This window comes from Polaromonas sp. P3_B4, from assembly GCF_056402835.1.
This window is the reverse complement of record NZ_JBFUGQ010000001.1, coordinates 15,505-31,955: the sequence shown is the minus strand read 5'-3', so window position 1 is coordinate 31,955 and position 16,451 is coordinate 15,505. Positions and strand designations below refer to the sequence as shown.

Here is a 16,451-nt window from a genome sequence, read left to right as displayed (position 1 = left end):
GCCAAACCAGCTTGCTTTCGATAATGCGATATTGTCGAAGCTGTTTGAAATAACCAATGTTGGCTGCCGCCGCAACTCTTCGCCTCCTACAAATAGAGGAGGAGCATGCTTTTTAGGCCTTCGCAACTGGCAAGTCCTCCCAGCATGTTGTGTATTGCGGTGTCAGCAGGTTCTGCTTCATCTCAAAATCCCTCTGCGGCCCTCTCATGCCAGCGCTAGCCAGCACCACAGTGCCCCGACCATAGCGATCATTCAACCGGTCCAGCGCATCCATCAGATCACCCCGTGCTGGAGCCTCAGGTTCCAAATCCAATTCCCCCTGTTCCAGGTTTCCGTCTTGCAAATCAAGCAGCATCACTCCGGCTTTAGCAAAATTAAAACCTGGGCGGTAGATGGCTTCAATGCCGCGTACCGCCGCATTGACGAGTGCTACGGTGTCGTCTGTCGGGCGGCGCAACGGCAGAATAAGGCTTCGGCTGTACTTCGGCCCTGGCCGAAAAGCGCTGGTGTGAGCGAATACCTGGAGCTGGCCGGCCTTGCTTCCCTGGGCGCGCAGCTTGACGGCTGCACCGCTAGCGAAGCGGGTCACTGCGGCGATGAGGTCCGCTAACTCGGTTACCGCTCCGCCAAAGCTTCGGGTGAATGCAATCTCTTTCTTGGGGGCCGGCTGGTCTTCCAAGGTGATGCACTGCTGGCCCTGTAGCTCTCGTACAGTCCGTTCCAACACCACGCTCCAGCGCCTGCGCACGGTCGCGGGGTCTAAGCGCATCAGGTCTAGCACTGTATGCACCCCACCTTCATTTAACTGCTCCGCGATACGGCGCCCGACCCCCCATACTTCGGATACGTCGGTGGCCTGAAGCACGGCGTCAAGGTCCGCCGCTGGCAAGCTGGCCAGGTTGCAGACGCGGGCAAGCTCTGCAGGGTAGCTGCCAGCCTTGCGGTCAGCACTCTTGGCGATGTGGTTTGCCAGCTTGGCCAAGGTTTTTGTGGGTGCTATGCCTATACCGGTGGGGATGCCGGTCCACTGCAAAACGCGCTCCCGCACACGCTGTGCACGCGCTGTCAGATCACCTTTGACCCCAGCCATGTCAATAAATGATTCATCAATGCTGTATATCTCCTGCTCCGGACCTAGTCCACCCGCCACGGACATCATGCGGTCGCTCATATCGCCGTAGAGCACAAAGTTGGCCGATAGGGCCACGACGCCATGCTCTTCTGCCAGATGCCGGCATTCAAACCAGGGTGCCCCCATGCGAATACCAAGGGCCTTTGCTTCATTGCTCCGTGCGATAGCGCAACCGTCGTTGTTGCTCAGAACCACCACCGGGCGATTCTTCAAGTCAGGGCGAAAAGCCCGCTCACAGCTCACATAGAAGTTGTTGCCATCCACAAGTGCAAACATGGCATCACTTGAAACGCTTGATGGTCGCGGTAACCACACCGCAAATGGTCATGGTCTGACCGTCGCGAAAAAGAATGGGAGGAAAGGTGGCGTTGCCAGCACGTAACTGGACCATCCCATTGCGGCGGTAGAACTGCTTGACCGTGAAATCGCCGTCAATCTCCGCCACCACAATGTCGCCGTGCTTCGGATTGAGCGCCCGGTTGACCACCAAAATATCGCCGTCCGCAATGCCCAATTCGATCATGGAGAGGCCGCGCGCCTGCCACATGAATGTAGCGGCGGGATGGGTGATCAATAGCTCGTTCAGGTCGTGGCGCTTGACCGCGAAGTCTGTCGCTGGCGAGGGAAATCCTGCCGGAACCGTGCCCTCCACCCAAGCCACAAGCAAGCTGGGGCCCTGCGTGAAGCAGACGGCGTCTTGCGGCATAATACTGTACATGCATCCAGTATATGGCGAAGGTTAAAGTTTGACCATGTGCAGCAACTTTGAAGCTCTGCGAAACGCGGAAAAATACCGCACGGCCTTTAATGTTGAGCCGCCCCAAGAGCAGGGGAAGCTCGATATGTGGCCGGGGTACAAGGGTGTTTTCATCCGCCGGCCGAAGGAGGCGGGCAGCGGTGATGAGGCCGTCCCCGAGCGGGAGGCGCTACTTGGCGTGTTCGGATTACTCCCCCATTGGGCCAAGGACGAAAAGCTGGCCAGGAACACGTACAACGCGCGAAGCGAGACGGTGACCGAGAAGCCGAGCTTTCGGGACGCTTGGCGTTGGGGCAAACATTGCATCATTCCGGCCGATGCGATCTATGAGCCGGACCATCGTGGCGGCAAGCCGGTCTCAACGCGCATTGCCAGGGCCGATGGTGAGCCCATGGGGATTGCCGGCTTGTGGTCAGTCTGGAAATCCCCGGCTGGCGACTTGCACAGCTTCACGATGCTGACGGTCAATGCCGATGACCACGCGCTGATGAAGAACTTTCACCGAGTTGAAGATGAAAAGCGCATGGTGGTAATCCTGCCCGTCGGTGCCTACGATGACTGGCTACAGGCCGAGCCGAACCAAAGTATGGACTTCATGCGCCAGTATCCAGCGGACCGCTTAGTGGCCGCTCCAAAGGTCATCGCTCCAAAAGCAGGCAGCATGGAGCTTCTCTTGTAGATGAGATTAAGAAAGCCAGGTATGTCTGAATACGTCATAGGCGAAAGCCTGTACCAGAGTGGGAAGCTGATCGAGGTCACGATTCAGTGTCTCGATGCGCCTGAGCCACCGTATTACCACCTATACGAAGCTCACTGTGCGGAGCCTATGGATGTGGTTGAGCTTATAAAAAAGGGGGCGCGCGTTATGGCGTACCTCGCGGAAGAGCGGCTCGAAGTAGAGATAGTTCAACTCGAGGACGGAACCGAATCGGTAGAGGTTGTCCAGCAGGATCAACCAAGCGGGCGCCGGTCTTTGGCTGACCTTCCGGAATGTGAGTCTTAGACCGTCGGAACCTGAACCCTTAAAGAAACCGACAGTCACCACTTGGCTTCGGGTTTCGGTGCTGCCTGAGCGGCTTCCGGATTCACCGCCGCTCGCTGACTAACTAGTGGATCAGCAGATTGGACGAGTAGGCTTCCATCGTCGCGCAGACGCACGCTGAAGCGTTGCCCCGGACGCAAGCCGGCTTGAGAGACCACGTGCTGAGGAATGCGCAGCGCGAGGGCTGAGCTCCAGAGACCTAAAACAGGCATGTTTGAGTCCTTATTGATTGATAGCTTTTCGGCTATCGTGGCAAATTGGTGTCGCCGCTTGGTCAAACTTGACCACCAAAGCCTCAAAAACACGCTAGGCCACGTTTTCGCGCAACTCTGAGGCACTCCCCGCCAGAACCCTTTGCCATCGCAGCTACCCGCGTGCTGACATGATTGCGGCGCCACACGGGTATCAAGTTCTATTAGCCTAAGACGTTCATTGTGGTCAAAGACAACCTTTTCCCATGTCCGCCAAGTTCCAGCCCTCTGGTCTGGCTGTAGTGCGCAGCATTCAAGCTCTTGGGCAAGGCACCAGGTGTGCGATGAAGATAAAATAGTTCCAAGCTTTTCCAAGATCGCAATCTGCGAAAAATCGGACGTACACCGAGCTTGGCCTCTTAGCTTGTGCGGGCTACTGCTGCGCCTCTTCATTCGGAGGCGCTAAGGCCAGGTTAGGCGATAGGACTAGTTTCAAAATCCTGTCGGTACGGCCCCTGGTTTTACGGCCCTCTCGCACCTCTCAATCCTGCTCAAAAGGGCAGGATTCTGCTGAGGTGCAGGAATGAATGCGCCTCGGATTTCACGAGGACATATGTTAACAACCGCTATTTTTATCTCCGCATGGGAAGAGCGTGGTTTAGATACCGCTGCAGAACACGAAGGCATGGGGCCTGGACTTCTGGCTATTGAGCCGCGCGTGCTAGACAGGCTACTTGCTTACCATGAGCAGCAAACTCGTACTGGTTCGCTAGAACCGTACAAACCAATCCCTTGGGATTCGCGCTGCTGTCCGTTGTGCCGTGAGGTGGCCTTCAGCGCATGGCACTGGAGCGTGCGCGATCATGTTTGGAACCGCGTGCTTGTGGGGACACGGGACTTACAAGTTATTGGGTCCGAGGAAGGCGTTGACATTCAATTGATCGCGTCGTTGTCACCCAATCAGGAGGTCATTTCAAGCCCGTTCCGCAGTTCAGCACTAACCGGACTCGTTGCGAGGTTGGATGCAGGGGCAACGTTCTTGCTTGCAACAAAAGACACGGTCTACATGTTTGAAGAGTTCGCGTCCTTTGAGAATCTATTTCGTCAACACCTTGAAGGTAACTGGGGACTTGCGGCGGAATTTTGTTCGATTGACGAAGATGAATTGGCGATGCCTGAGGAACTGCCATGATGCCTCAACTCGATATGGTGGCATCCACCGATACCAAGGGCGTGTTGATGATCACTGGCTTTTGTCGTCAGCGACTCAACGTCGTTCGCAAGGACCCCGAACTCGGGTTCCCTGAACCGAGTCAGATCGGGCGATCTTTGCGTTGGTTCGTGCATGAAGTTGTTCAATGGATGCAAACCAAGAAGCGTAGTAGTGCTGCGCAGCTAGACCTTGCCTCGCGCAAGGTGCCTGTCGGACTGAAATCGACTAAGACGACGCGCCCACCTAATCCTTGGCCCTGGGCGTTGGTTGCTAAGACGGAGAGACCAACGCTGGCCGAGGTTCAGGCTGCCAATGAGCAAGTATGCGCGATGAGGCTTGAACCAGGTCAAATGCGTGTCGGCAGAGCCGTTTTGACTCGCGAGGGCAAGTCCGTCATGCGCTACAGGGTCATTGGCTTACCTCGCGAAGGGGTAACGCCGCTGATCACGATCCGTCGCAAGGTTACCTTTGGGGTAGCCGTTCCCGCAGAAGCGAGAGCCCGCTACGTGGTCGAGCAGCAAGGTGAATTGCACTACTCGCGCCGTGACAACAGGAACGGAATGGTGTCACCACTGCAAGAACGTCCAACCACCCGTACTCCACCTGACCACACCGCAAGTTCTGAGGTTTCCCTTACCGAACTGAAGAAGCAGTATGAAAGTGGTTCAAGCCTTGATGCGTTGTGCGCGCAGCACCGGATGGGCAAGAGCCGGCTGTCGAAGCTGTTACGGGAGGCAAATGCGCAGATGCGCCCTGCGGGCCGGAAACCACGTTCAGCCGCCTAAGAGTTCGGCCGCGCCACTGGCTATACCGATGGCGCGGCTGTATTCAGTAATCAACACACTTTTGCAAGCATGATCGACCGTATAACCGTCCAAGGCACCCTGAAGACCTTTGAACTTGGTGATTTGAACCGTGCGGCGCAGGTATTGTTCGCCCAAACTTCCAGCTCGAAGTTGAAGCCTGGCGTGGAGTACGTGCCGAGCCCTCTGACAGAAGCGCAGATTGAGATGACCATCGGACAGCACATCGAGCGCGACCGAGAACTGCTCGTAGCGCTCTTCAAGCTACCGCTGGCCTCTGCTGCCCTTGGCCAGAACTATATGCACGGTTGGACCGAGTGCCTGGGCGAAGAGTTGCAGGTAGGGTCTCAGTTGTTGCGAGTGATTTTGGAACAGTACTTGTTCCGGCCCGAAGAAGCGGACCGGTTCATGCGGACGGCCGAAGTGCTCTCCACGGAGTGGACGTGGCATATCGCCTGCGCAACGTACAAGGCCGCGAAGAGCTTGCTGATGCGCGTATATCGCCAGGTCAAGGTGCTGCACGCCCATAACAGCCGCCATGACATCTGTATCGCGGGGTATGCGTTCTATGACGAAAACCAGCGTGAAAGCCTGAAGATTTACCTGACCAACGGCAGCCAGATGAAGTTCTACGTCAAAGTGGACGAAATGGCCGATACCGGGCGGCGAAAACCTCGGGGGAAACCGCTTCACGCAGAACACTACGCGGACCCAGCGTCCATCCGAGGCGAGATCGGTACGCACCTACGTGTTGAGGCCATCCCCGGTCGAACCCATCTGCGTGAGCGTGAACTGCTGCACCCGGCTGCTTGGACGCCAGAAAAGGTGGAGGCTGTGGTGGATGAGGTGCTGGCGATGGCAGGGTTTAAGGTGCCCTACACCAACAATCCCCGGCAAGTGGACGTTTCCGGGTGCTCGAAGACGGTGCAAAGAACGTTTGAGCTGTATTGCGGGGAGGAGGGACTGATTGGGTTGAGCGAGGCCACGGTAACTCGGCATCGCAAGTCCCTGCTCAAGCTCGGCGTGGACATTGCGATTGACCCCGCGGAACATCAGCTTCTGAGCGGATCAATAGGTCGCCAGTTGCACTTCTCGAAGCGCTGGAAAGCGCCAGAACCACTGCGCAACTTCATGATGTCGGAAAAGACGTTGCCGATACTGTACGAAACGCTGAGCCAGATGCTGGCTGCGATCAGAGTTAGCAACTCGCCGGAAAAGCTTGCCCTCCTGGAGAAGCAACGGTTTATCGATGCAGTGCCAGGCAGAACCCGTTCAGCAGTTGCACAAACAGTTTTACCTAAAAGGTAAGTCGATTTGTAAGTTGAACTCAACTACAATGGTTGTTTTTTTTTTAAAACAACGACTTAGATCAAACTGTTTGGCGGAGAGGGTGGGATTCGAACCCACGGTACCTTGCGGTACGCCTGATTTCGAGTCAGGTACATTCGGCCACTCTGCCACCTCTCCAGTGTGGAAAACGGATTCTAACAGCTGTAGCCGGCCTACTTTGCGGCTGGAGCCAGCACCTTGATGCCGCCCATGTACGGTTGCAGCACTTCCGGCACGGTGACTGAGCCATCAGCGAGCTGGTAGTTCTCCAGCACGGCAACCAGGGTGCGGCCTACGGCCAGGCCGGAGCCATTGAGGGTGTGCACAAACTCGTTCTTGCCTTGCGCGTTCTTGAAGCGGGCCTGCAGGCGGCGGGCCTGGAAGGCTTCGCAGTTGGAGACCGAGCTGATTTCGCGGTAGGTGTTTTGTGCGGGGAGCCACACTTCCAGGTCATAGGTCTTGGCGGCGCCAAAGCCCATGTCGCCGGTGCACAGCAGCATGACGCGATACGGCAGGCCGAGCTTTTGCAAAATGGCTTCGGCGTGGCCCGTCATGGCTTCAAGCGCTTCGTAGCTTTTGTCGGGGTGGGTGATCTGCACCATTTCGACCTTGTCGAACTGGTGTTGGCGGATCATGCCGCGGGTGTCGCGGCCGTAGCTTCCGGCTTCGGACCTGAAGCACGGCGTGTGCGCGGTGTACTGAAGCGGCAAGTCAGCTTCGGCGACGATTTCATCGCGCACGAAGTTGGTCAGCGGCACCTCCGACGTGGGGATCAGGTACAGCGCGGTGCTTTCGGCTTCGGCTGCGCCCTCTTGCCCGCCTTTCTTGGCGGCAAACAGATCTTCTTCAAACTTGGGCAACTGGCCGGTGCCGCGCAGCGAATCGCCGTTGACGATGTAGGGCGTGTAGCACTCGGTGTAACCATGCTCGGCGGTTTGCACGTCGAGCATGAACTGCGCAAGCGCGCGATGCAGGCGCGCCAGCGGGCCTTTCATCACGGTAAAACGCGAACCGGTCAGCTTGGTGCCGAGTTCAAAGTCCAGCCCCAGGGGCTGACCCACATCGACATGGTCTTTCACTTCAAACGCGAAAGCCGGCGGCTCGCCGCCCAGGCCTTCGATCGGGGCCCATTTGCGCACCTCGACATTGCCGGCTTCGCCCGCGCCCTGCGGCACGCTTTCATGCGGCAGGTTTGGCACAGCCAGCAGCAGGGCTTGCATGTCGGTCTGGATCTGGTCCAGCCGCGCGGCGGACGATTCGAGCTCGGCCTTGGAAGCACTCACCTGCGCCATGATGGCGCTGGCGTCTTCACCCTTGGACTTGAGCTGGCCGATCTGCTTGGACAGCGTGTTGCGCTGGTTCTGCAACTCTTCGGTGCGGATCTGCAGGGCCTTGCGTTCGGCCTCCAGCGCCTGGAAGGCTTCCACGTTCAGGAAGGCTTGCGGGGTTTTACGGGTCTCCAGCCGGGCGATGGCCGACGGCAGGTCTTTGCGAAGCAGGTTGATATCTAGCATGGGGCCATTGTATTTTGTGCAGCTGCGATCACCAGAGCCCGTTCAGCTCAGTTCAGGCTGGCCGGGTCCAGATTGGCACCGCAGATGATGAGGCAGACTTTTTCGTCGGCGCGCGGGCGGTAGCGGCCGCTTTGCAGCGCGGCCAGCGGCAGGGCCGCCGCGGGCTCGACGGCCAGCTTCAGTTCTTTCCAGAGCCACAGCTGCGCGGCGCGTATCGATTCGTCGGTCAGCAGCAGCGCATCACGCACATGGGCCTGCGTGGCATCCCAGGCCAGGCTGCCGATGCGTTTGGCGCCCAGTGAGTCGGCGGCGATGCCGCCAACGGCCACGTCCACCGGCTCACCAGCCTCACGGGCTTTGTACAAAGTGGGCGCCAGCTCAGGCTCCAGCGCCACCACACGGCTGCGCTGCTCAAACCAGCTGGCCACACCGCCAATCAGGCCGCCGCCACCCACGCTGACCAGCACGGCATCGGGCACACCGCCCTGCTGCTCGATCTCTGCGGCCATCGTGCCAGCGCCGGCCAGTACTTCGGGCTGGTCATAGGCATGTGTCAGCAGCGCGCCGGTTTCCTGCTGGCGCGCCAGGCAGGCTTTCAGCGCGTCGGCGTACGCCGCTCCCGTCACCACCACCTCGGCACCCAGCGCGGCCAGCTTGGCACGCTTGGCGGGGGTCGACACTTCAGGCACAAAGACTTCGCAGCGCACGCCCAACTCGCGGGCCGCGGCGGCTGTGGCAATGCCCGCGTTGCCGCCAGAAGCCACGATCACGCCGCTGGCCGGAATGGGATTGGACAGCAGGCGGTTGAGCATGCCGCGCGCCTTGAAGCTGCCGCCGGTTTGCAGGTGTTCGAGCTTGAGCCAGACCTCAGCGCATTCCACGCCCAGCGCCTTGCCAGGCAGCTTCCACAGCGGTGTTTTATGAATAAAGTGGCTGTAGCCCGCTTCGAACTTGCGCAAGCAGCTCTCAATTTGATAGCGATTGGTCATATGGAAAAAAGAAGAAATCAGGTCAGAGCTGATGCAGCTGGCTGTCATTGACTTCCAGCATCTGGCCCTGCGCATCGAGCTTCAGGCCCTTGGGCAGCGGGAACTTGATGGTCTCCTCAATGCCTTCCATCTTGCGCACCGACACAGCGCCCAGCGCCTTGATGCGGTCTATCACCTGCTTGACGAGAATTTCGGGCGCCGAAGCACCTGCCGTGAGGCCGACCCGGCCCTTGCCCTCAAACCACGACTCCTTCAGCTCGCTGGCGTCGTCCACCATATAGGCCTCGGTGCCCAGCTTGGCGGCCAGCTCGCGCAGGCGGTTGCTGTTGGAGCTGGTCGGGCTGCCGACCACGATGAGGATGTCCACCTGCGGGCTCAGCACCTTGACGGCGTCCTGCCGGTTCTGCGTGGCGTAGCAAATATCCTGGTGTTTGGGTTCGCGCACTTGCGGAAAGCGCGCCTTTACCGCCGCACTGATCTCGGCCGCGTCGTCCACGCTCAGCGTGGTCTGCGTGACGACTGCCAGGCGTTCGGTCTGGGCAGGGCTGATGCGCCACACGTCGGCCACGTCTTCCACCAGGTGGATGCCGCTGTCGAGCTGGCCCATGGTGCCTTCGACCTCGGGGTGGCCCTTGTGGCCGATCATGATGAACTCGTAGCCCTCTTTGTGCAGCTTGGCCACTTCCACATGTACCTTGGTCACCAGCGGGCAGGTCGCGTCGAAAATCTGGAAGCCGCGGCGCTCGGCCTCTTTCTGGATGGCCTGGCTCACGCCGTGCGCGCTGAACACCAGCGTGGCGCCCGGGGGCACGTCGTCGAGCTCTTCAATAAAGATCGCGCCTTTTTCCTTGAGGTCGTTGACGACATAGGTGTTGTGCACGATCTCGTGGCGCACGTAAATCGGCCTGCCGAATTTCGTCAACGCCCGCTCGACGATCTCAATGGCACGGTCGACGCCGGCGCAGAAACCCCTCGGTTCCGCGAGAAGGATTTCCTGGGGAAGCAATCTGGATTCAGTCATAACACCCCAATCACTTGCACTTCAAACACCACCGGCTGGCCTGCCAGCGGATGGTTGAAGTCGAACTGCACCGCGTCGCCGCCCTCTTTGACCTGCTGCACCGCGCCCGCGTACTGCCCCGCGCCATCCGGCGTGGGGAACTGCACCACATCGCCGACCTTGTATTGTTCATCCGGGTCGCCCAGCTCATTGAGCAGCTTGCGCGCCACCCACTGCACCAGCTCCGGGTTGCGGTCGCCAAACGCAACGCCTGCGGGCAACTCAAACGTTGTGCGCGTGCCTTCGGGCAGGCCAATCAGCCGCTGCTCAATGGCCGGAGAGAGCTCGCCCGTACCCAGGCTCAGGGTGGCGGGCTTGCCGTCAAAGGTGTTGATGATGTCCGCGCCCGGTTTGCCGTCCACGGAGGGCCCGGCCATGCGGTAGTGCAGGGTCAGGAACGAGCCTTGCTGGACAAGGGTTGCTTCGGGGGATTCCACGGTGGACATAGGGCTTTCGGGGCCAGGCGGGCAGCCGGCAACGGTTTGTAAAGGGAGGATCAGCCCCCTATTGTAGAAAGCCGGGAGTGACCAGGCCGATCATCGGTTTTTTCGGGGTTTTCGAGTGGCTTCTTCGGAGTTTTTCGGAGTGTTTTGGAAGCTTGTTCCCCCCGTTTCCACAGCAGGCAGGCAGCCGGCCGCTTGCGCCGGGTTTTTCCTCAGCGCCGCATCGTGGATGACTGGCATGCTTTCTGCTGACTCACTTCCATGGACACTGCCATCACATCCCCACACACGCCAGCCCCGCCGGCCGGCCCGGATCACGACCTGCGGATTGACCCGCAGCGCCTCTGGGCCTCACTCATGGATCTCGCTGCCGTGGGGGCGACAGAAAAAGGCGGTGTATGCCGGCTGGCCCTGACCGAGCTTGACCGCCAGGGGCGCGCGCTCTTCGTGCGCTGGGCAACCGAAGCAGGCTGCACGCTGCGCGTGGATGCCATCGGCAACCTGTTCGCGCGCCGCGAGGGGCAGGACCCTTCGCTTCCTGCCGTTGCCACCGGCAGCCATATCGACACCCAGCCTACCGGCGGCAAGTTCGACGGGAACTACGGTGTACTGGCCGGGCTGGAAGTGCTGCGCACGCTCAACGACGCGGGCATACGCACCGTCGCGCCGCTGGAAGTCTGCGTCTGGACCAACGAGGAAGGCTCGCGTTTCGTGCCGGTGATGATGGGCTCGGGTGTCTACGCCGGCGCTTTCACCCTGCAGTCAGCGCTTGAGGCCGCCGACCGCGACGGTATCCGCGTCGGCGAGGCACTCCAGGCCATCGGGTTTGACGGCACGGCGCCCGCTGCGGTGAACGACGGTGCACCGCGCTTCGGCGCCTATTTTGAGGCCCACATCGAACAGGGACCGGTGCTCGAAGATGCCGACATTCCGCTGGGTGTGGTCACCGGTGCGCTTGGCCAGCGCTGGTATGACGTGGTGGTCACCGGCCAGGAAGCGCATGCCGGCCCCACCCCGATGACATTGCGGCGCGATGCCCTGCAGGGCGCCACCGGCCTCATGCAGGCCGTGCGCAGCATCGCATTGGACGAACAGCCTGACGGCCGCGGCACCGTGGGCTATGTGCAGGTGCATCCCAATTCGCGCAACGTGATCCCGGGCCGCGTGACCTTCACTGTGGATTTCCGCCATGGCAACGACGAAGGCCTGAGCCGCATGGACGGGCGCTTGCGCCATGCCTGCGCCGCACTCAGCCAGTCAGGCGGCCTCACGGTCGGGATTGAGCAGACCGTGTACTACCCGCCGGCACGCTTCGCCGAGCCGCTGGTGGCTGCCGTGCGCGAAGGCGCGAAGCGCATGGGCCTGGCCCACCTGGACATCGTGAGCGGTGCCGGCCACGACGCCGTGTACGTCGCCCGCACCGCGCCGGCCGCCATGATTTTTGTCCCCTGCAAAGACGGCATCTCGCACAACGAGATCGAAGACGCCAAGCCGGAACACCTGGCAGCCGGCGCCAACGTGCTGCTGCACGCGATGCTCGACCAGGCGGGTGTGGCCGCAGCATGAAGGTACTCGCGCCGCAGCCGCTGACGCCAGACGCATTTGCGCCCTACGGCACCGTGGTGCAGGTGCCGGCCGGCGCCGAAGGCCGTGCCATCAACGGCGGGACATCCGAGCGCTTCGACCTGATCGGCGACCTGCAGCTTGATGCAGACGGAGGGCGGCCGATGCTGGCGATATTTCGCGCACAGGCGCGGCGCTTTCCCCATGCAGTCGATGAAATGGAGTGCCATGCGCTGGGCAGCCAGACTTTTGTGCCACTGGGCGAGCGCCGCTTTGTCATCGTGGTGGCGCCGGCCGGCGCGCCGCCTTCTGGCGATACGCTGGCCGCCTTCATCACCGACGGCTGCCAGGGCGTGGCGCTTGCGCCCGGCACCTGGCACCACGCCTTGCTGGCGGTAGACGCAGGCGATTTTGTGGTGCTTGAGCGCGCCGCGGCAGCCGTCGACTGCGGCACCTGCCGGCTGCAACAACCCGTGACGGTTGCAGCGCTTGCATGAACCGCTTGAACTGCATAAGCTGCATGAACTACGCAACTGCCTGAAGGAACCCGGCCTGTGGTTCGCATTGGATTGATCTCCGACACCCATGGCCTCCTGAGGCCGGAAGCCCTCGCGTTCCTGCGCGGATGCGATCACATCATCCATGCCGGGGATATCTGCGAGCCGGGCGTCCTCGAAGCGCTGGCAACGCTGGCGCCGGTGACGGCGGTGCGCGGCAACAATGACCGGGGCGCCTGGGCCGACGCCCTGCCCGTCTCGACATGGCTGAACATCGGCGAAGTCACGATTCATGTGATCCACGATCTTGCGGAGCTGGACATCGACCCGGCCGCAGCGGGTGTGCAGGTGGTCGTGTCGGGCCATTCGCACCAGCCCCTGATCGAGGAGCGCGAAGGCGTGTTGTTCGTGAACCCCGGCAGTGCCGGTCCGCGCCGCTTCAGGCTCCCGATCACCCTTGCCGAACTCCAGATTGACGGCCCTGCCGTCAACCCGCGCATAGAAAAGATTCAGGCAGAGATTCAGGCCGTCGAGACAGACTGAAGGCGCCCTTTAGCTATCAAATCAATAGCTGGTCGCGCATGTTCTACATGGTCTGGGGGCTGATTCTTCTTAAGAAAATCAAAAATATTCGGCATCAAGCCTCAATGCGCTGCGCCAGTGCCACCAGCGCCCGGTCCGAGCCCGCCGGCCCGAGCAGTGACAGGCCCAGTGGGGCGCCCTCACGCTGGGCCAGAGGCATCGACAGCTGCGGAAAACCGCTCAGGCCGGCGATGCACAGCAGCCGGATGGCGCGGTTGCGGTAGTCCTCCAGCCCGGCCTCGCCTTCGCTGCGCAACGGCGCAATGTCGGGCATGGTCGGCATCAGCAATACGCCGTCGCTGCCAAGCAGCGCGGCCAGGTGGCTGCGAAAGGCCGCGCGAAAAGCACGGCCCGCACCGGCCTGCGCATCCGTCACATCACGCGACCAGGCAAAGCGCTCGGCCACGCCCGGCCCCAGCGGCGGCGCGTAGCGCTCAATCAGCGGCCCGTCGGTCAGCCAGGCCTCGTGCGCCTGTACGTACCGGAAATTCCAGTACATCGCATCGAAGGACTCCAGCGCCACGGTGGTGCCCTGCGCAGTGCCGAGCACGCCCTGCACCCGTTCGACGGCGCCCTGCAACGCAACGGCCGCCGCCGGCACGGCCAGCGACCACACGTCTTCAGGATGCAGCAGCCGCACGCGACCTGGCAGCGCGGCGGCATCGGGGCCAAGCAACACGTCGGCCACCCGTGCGAAGGTGTGAATATCCCGCGCGAACCAGCCGCAGGTGTCCAGGCTGGGCGCCAGGTCCAACGCGCCCTCCAGGCTGATGCGGCCATGCGTTGGGCGCAGCCCATACAGCCCGCAGTGATTGGCCGGCGCCCGCACGGAGCCACCGGTGTCCGTGCCCAGCGCGAAATCGCACAGGCCCGAAGACACAGCCGAGGCCGAGCCTGATGAACTGCCGCCGGTGATGCGGTCTTTGGCAGCGCCGTTGATCGGCGCGCCGAAGTGCGCGTTGTTGCCGTTCATCGAAAAGGCCAGCTCATCCGTGACCGTCTTGCCGGAAAACCGCGCGCCTGCATCGAGCAGCCGCTGCACGGTGGGCGCGGTACGCGTCTTGATGCCGGACATCGCCAGCACAAAAGGGCTGCCGCCACCTGTGGGATAGCCCGCCACATCGAACAGGTCCTTCACGCCGAAGCTGAGATCCGAGAGCGGGCCGGTGGCAGCGCGCGGCACCGGAGCGTCGGGATAGGGAACGAAGGCGTGGGCGGGGTCGTGCAGGGGCATAACGTGAAGGCGGTGATCAGGCAACCAGGGTGGGCGCAATCGCCGCGGCGGCATCGGTATGAATGCAGCGTGCACGGTGGTTCGGCGCCAGCTCGACCACCGGCGGCTGCGCGGCGCGGCAGGCCTCAGTGGCCAGTGCGCAGCGCTCGGCAAAGGCACAGCCGGGCGGCAGCGCCGACAGGTCGGGCGGCGCGCCGCCTATGGTTTCCAGCCGGGTGCCGCGTGCCAGCGCGCCGTGCGCCCGGCTCTTGAGCAGCGCGATCGTGTAGGGATGGCGCGGTGAGCGGATCAGCTCGCGCGCCGTGCCTTCTTCGACAATGCGGCCCGCGTACATCACGGCGATGCGGTCGGCCACCTCGACGGCCGCGCCGATATCGTGCGTCACGAAGATCACCGACAGGCCCAGGTCACGCTGCAGCTCGCGCAGCAGCAGCAAAATCTGGATCTGCACGGTCGCGTCGAGCGCGGTGGTCGGCTCGTCGGCCAGCAGGAGCTGCGGCTTGCAGGCCAGCGCCAGCGCGATCATCGCGCGCTGGCGCATGCCGCCCGACATCTCGTGCGGATAGGCCGCAAGGCGCCGCTCGGGGCTGGGGATGCGCACGCGCTCGAACAGCGCCAGCGCGCGCTGGTGCGCTTCAGCCTTGCCCACACGCTCATGCCGGCGTATCGACTCCATGATCTGGGCCCCCACCGAATAGACCGGGTCCAGCGCCAGCAGCGGCTCCTGGAAGATCATCGAGGCGACCTTGCCGCGGAAGTCGTCGAGCTCGCCGGTTGACATGGCGAGCACATCACGCCCGGCCACCTGCACCTGGCCGCCCATGCGGGTGCGGCGCTCGGGGTGCAGGCGCAGCAGGGTGCGCATGGTCACGCTCTTGCCAGAACCGGATTCGCCGATCAGCGCAACCACCTCGCCGCGCTGCACCTCCAGGCTCACGCCGCTCACGGCCTGCACGGGCATGCGCCCGCCGCTGAATGTCACGCTGAGGTCCTTCAGGCGAACCATCGGCTCGCAAGAGGAAGGAAACGAGGAAGAGGAAGAAGAGGCGTTCGCAGTCATGGGGTCACGCCGCCCTGGCCAGCGGTGCAGCATCCGGGTGTCCGCTGCCGGGTTCGTGGATCAGGCAACTCACGGCGTGCTGTGCGCCGGTGGCGATGCGCGCCGGCACCACCTGGCTGCACACCGGCGCGGCCAGTGCACAGCGCGGGTGAAAGCGGCAGCCCGAGGGCGGGTTGATCGGATTCGGCGGGTCACCGGCCAGCGCCGCTTCTTCGGTGCGGTGGTCCGGGTCCATTGAGGGCATCGACGACAGCAGCGCGCGGGTGTAGGGATGGGCCGGCGCGTCGTACAGCGCATCGGCCGGGCCGATTTCGGCAACCTGGCCAAGGTACATCACCATCACGCGGTCGCTCACGTAGCGCACCACATTGAGATCGTGGCTGATAAAGACATAGGTCAGGCCGAACTCGGCCTTCAGGTCGAGCAGCAGGTTGATGACCTGCGCCTCGACCGATTTGTCGAGCGCCGACACCGCTTCATCAAGAATCACCATGCGCGGCTGCAGCGCCAGCGCACGCGCAATATTGACGCGCTGGCGCTGCCCGCCCGACAACTCGTGCGGGTAGCGCTCGGCAAAACGCTGCGGCTCCAGGCCCACGCGCGCCAGCAGGTCGCGTGCGCGCGCAATCGCCTCGCGCCTGGGCACGTTGTGCACCTGCGGGCCGAAGGCAATCGAGTCTTCGATCGTGAGCCGCGGGTTAAGCGAAGCGTAGCTGTCCTGGAAGACCATCTGCACCTGGCGCCTGAACTCCTTGAGCGGCAGGTCGCGGCCGCCGACGGTCCGCCCGTCGAAGACAACCTCGCCGCCGGTAGGCGCGATCAGCTGCATCAACAGCCGCGCCGTGGTCGACTTGCCGCAGCCCGACTCGCCGACAACCCCCAGCGTCTCACCCTTGAGCACTTCAAAATCAACACCATCAACGGCGCGCACCACACCGCCGCCACGGCCCAGCGGATCCTTCTTGAGCGGGAAGTGCTTGACCAGCCCGGAAATCGTGAGCAAGGGTTGCGCGGGGCCTCCGACGTCGTTCATTGCGTCCAT

18 protein-coding genes and 1 tRNA gene are annotated in these 16,451 nt (G+C 62.1%); 8 read left to right on the top strand and 11 right to left on the bottom strand.

The features are described 5' to 3' along the window. Positions 1–112 precede the first annotated feature (112 nt). Both AC1DVV_RS00160 and AC1DVV_RS00155 read right to left on the bottom strand, forming a co-directional pair. Positions 113–1,408 carry a Y-family DNA polymerase gene (locus tag AC1DVV_RS00160; protein WP_477702572.1) on the bottom strand — a complete coding sequence of 432 codons (1,296 nt, stop codon included), beginning with the start codon at positions 1,406–1,408 and terminating at the stop codon, positions 113–115. A gap of 4 nt (positions 1,409–1,412) precedes the next feature. After that, positions 1,413–1,838 carry a LexA family protein gene (locus AC1DVV_RS00155; protein ID WP_477702573.1) on the bottom strand — a complete coding sequence of 142 codons (426 nt, stop codon included), beginning with the start codon at positions 1,836–1,838 and terminating at the stop codon, positions 1,413–1,415. Between the two features lie 46 nt (positions 1,839–1,884). Here AC1DVV_RS00155 and AC1DVV_RS00150 point away from each other — a divergent pair, with 46 nt between their 5' ends. Together AC1DVV_RS00150 and AC1DVV_RS00145 are read left to right on the top strand one after the other, a co-directional pair. Continuing rightward, the gene (locus AC1DVV_RS00150; protein ID WP_477702574.1) at positions 1,885–2,568 is read left to right on the top strand and encodes an SOS response-associated peptidase; all 684 of its coding nucleotides are present in this window, start codon (positions 1,885–1,887) and stop codon (positions 2,566–2,568) included. A 21-nt stretch (positions 2,569–2,589) separates the two neighbouring features. Next, positions 2,590–2,892, top strand: a complete 303-nt coding sequence (locus tag AC1DVV_RS00145; RefSeq protein ID WP_477702575.1) for a hypothetical protein — start codon at positions 2,590–2,592, stop codon at positions 2,890–2,892. Between the two features lie 35 nt (positions 2,893–2,927). Here the strand turns inward: AC1DVV_RS00145 and AC1DVV_RS00140 are convergent, their stop codons facing one another. Continuing rightward, on the bottom strand, positions 2,928–3,143 hold the full coding sequence (locus AC1DVV_RS00140) for an AbrB/MazE/SpoVT family DNA-binding domain-containing protein (protein WP_477707071.1): 216 nt from the start codon (positions 3,141–3,143) through the stop codon (positions 2,928–2,930). Positions 3,144–3,735: 592 nt separating this feature from the next. On the opposite strand from AC1DVV_RS00140, the gene AC1DVV_RS00135 reads away from it, so the two are divergent. The 3 genes from AC1DVV_RS00135 to AC1DVV_RS00125 all read left to right on the top strand — a co-directional run bounded on the left by AC1DVV_RS00135 (position 3,736) and on the right by AC1DVV_RS00125 (position 6,446). Further along, the gene (locus tag AC1DVV_RS00135; protein ID WP_477702577.1) at positions 3,736–4,314 is read left to right on the top strand and encodes a hypothetical protein; all 579 of its coding nucleotides are present in this window, start codon (positions 3,736–3,738) and stop codon (positions 4,312–4,314) included. Beyond that, positions 4,311–5,120 (top strand): hypothetical protein, encoded by an 810-nt coding sequence (locus AC1DVV_RS00130; RefSeq protein WP_477707070.1) that lies wholly within the window; start codon positions 4,311–4,313, stop codon positions 5,118–5,120. Before AC1DVV_RS00135 ends, AC1DVV_RS00130 begins: the two co-directional genes overlap by 4 nt. A 69-nt stretch (positions 5,121–5,189) precedes the next feature. Further along, on the top strand, positions 5,190–6,446 hold the full coding sequence (locus AC1DVV_RS00125) for a hypothetical protein (RefSeq protein ID WP_477707069.1): 1,257 nt from the start codon (positions 5,190–5,192) through the stop codon (positions 6,444–6,446). A 71-nt stretch (positions 6,447–6,517) separates the two neighbouring features. Here the strand turns inward: AC1DVV_RS00125 and AC1DVV_RS00120 are convergent. The 5 genes from AC1DVV_RS00120 to AC1DVV_RS00100 all read right to left on the bottom strand — a co-directional run bounded on the left by AC1DVV_RS00120 (position 6,518) and on the right by AC1DVV_RS00100 (position 10,476). Continuing rightward, positions 6,518–6,605: transfer RNA gene (locus AC1DVV_RS00120), tRNA-Ser, on the bottom strand. A 35-nt stretch (positions 6,606–6,640) separates the two neighbouring features. Next, positions 6,641–7,981: a serine--tRNA ligase gene (serS, locus tag AC1DVV_RS00115; RefSeq protein ID WP_477702580.1), complete on the bottom strand. Its 1,341-nt coding sequence runs from the start codon at positions 7,979–7,981 to the stop codon at positions 6,641–6,643. A gap of 47 nt (positions 7,982–8,028) precedes the next feature. Next, positions 8,029–8,970, bottom strand: coding sequence for a threonine/serine dehydratase (locus tag AC1DVV_RS00110; RefSeq protein ID WP_477702581.1), 942 nt, complete (start codon positions 8,968–8,970; stop codon positions 8,029–8,031). A gap of 22 nt (positions 8,971–8,992) precedes the next feature. Continuing rightward, the gene (ispH, locus tag AC1DVV_RS00105) at positions 8,993–9,991 is read right to left on the bottom strand and encodes a 4-hydroxy-3-methylbut-2-enyl diphosphate reductase (protein ID WP_477666122.1); all 999 of its coding nucleotides are present in this window, start codon (positions 9,989–9,991) and stop codon (positions 8,993–8,995) included. Continuing rightward, a complete protein-coding gene (locus AC1DVV_RS00100) occupies positions 9,988–10,476 on the bottom strand; it encodes an FKBP-type peptidyl-prolyl cis-trans isomerase (RefSeq protein WP_457279574.1) in 489 nt (162 codons plus the stop codon). The genes ispH and AC1DVV_RS00100 overlap by 4 nt, the downstream gene beginning before the upstream one ends. 258 nt (positions 10,477–10,734) lie before the next feature. Between AC1DVV_RS00100 and AC1DVV_RS00095 the strand changes: the two genes are divergently transcribed. The 3 genes from AC1DVV_RS00095 to AC1DVV_RS00085 are packed head-to-tail and all read left to right on the top strand — an operon-like array spanning position 10,735 to position 13,076. Continuing rightward, on the top strand, positions 10,735–12,039 hold the full coding sequence (locus AC1DVV_RS00095; protein WP_457279575.1) for a Zn-dependent hydrolase: 1,305 nt from the start codon (positions 10,735–10,737) through the stop codon (positions 12,037–12,039). Then, a complete protein-coding gene (locus tag AC1DVV_RS00090) occupies positions 12,036–12,533 on the top strand; it encodes an ureidoglycolate lyase (RefSeq protein WP_477702582.1) in 498 nt (165 codons plus the stop codon). The genes AC1DVV_RS00095 and AC1DVV_RS00090 overlap by 4 nt, the downstream gene beginning before the upstream one ends. 57 nt (positions 12,534–12,590) lie before the next feature. Next, positions 12,591–13,076, top strand: coding sequence for a metallophosphoesterase family protein (locus AC1DVV_RS00085; RefSeq protein ID WP_477702583.1), 486 nt, complete (start codon positions 12,591–12,593; stop codon positions 13,074–13,076). Positions 13,077–13,170: 94 nt separating this feature from the next. Here the strand turns inward: AC1DVV_RS00085 and AC1DVV_RS00080 are convergent, their stop codons facing one another. The 3 genes from AC1DVV_RS00080 to AC1DVV_RS00070 are packed head-to-tail and all read right to left on the bottom strand — an operon-like array spanning position 13,171 to position 16,451. Further along, complete coding sequence (locus AC1DVV_RS00080) at positions 13,171–14,349, bottom strand: amidase (protein WP_477702584.1); 1,179 nt, start codon at positions 14,347–14,349, stop codon at positions 13,171–13,173. Between the two features lie 16 nt (positions 14,350–14,365). Then, positions 14,366–15,355 (bottom strand): ABC transporter ATP-binding protein, encoded by a 990-nt coding sequence (locus AC1DVV_RS00075; protein WP_477702591.1) that lies wholly within the window; start codon positions 15,353–15,355, stop codon positions 14,366–14,368. 58 nt (positions 15,356–15,413) lie between these two features. Then, on the bottom strand, positions 15,414–16,451 hold the full coding sequence (locus AC1DVV_RS00070; RefSeq protein ID WP_477694507.1) for an ABC transporter ATP-binding protein: 1,038 nt from the start codon (positions 16,449–16,451) through the stop codon (positions 15,414–15,416).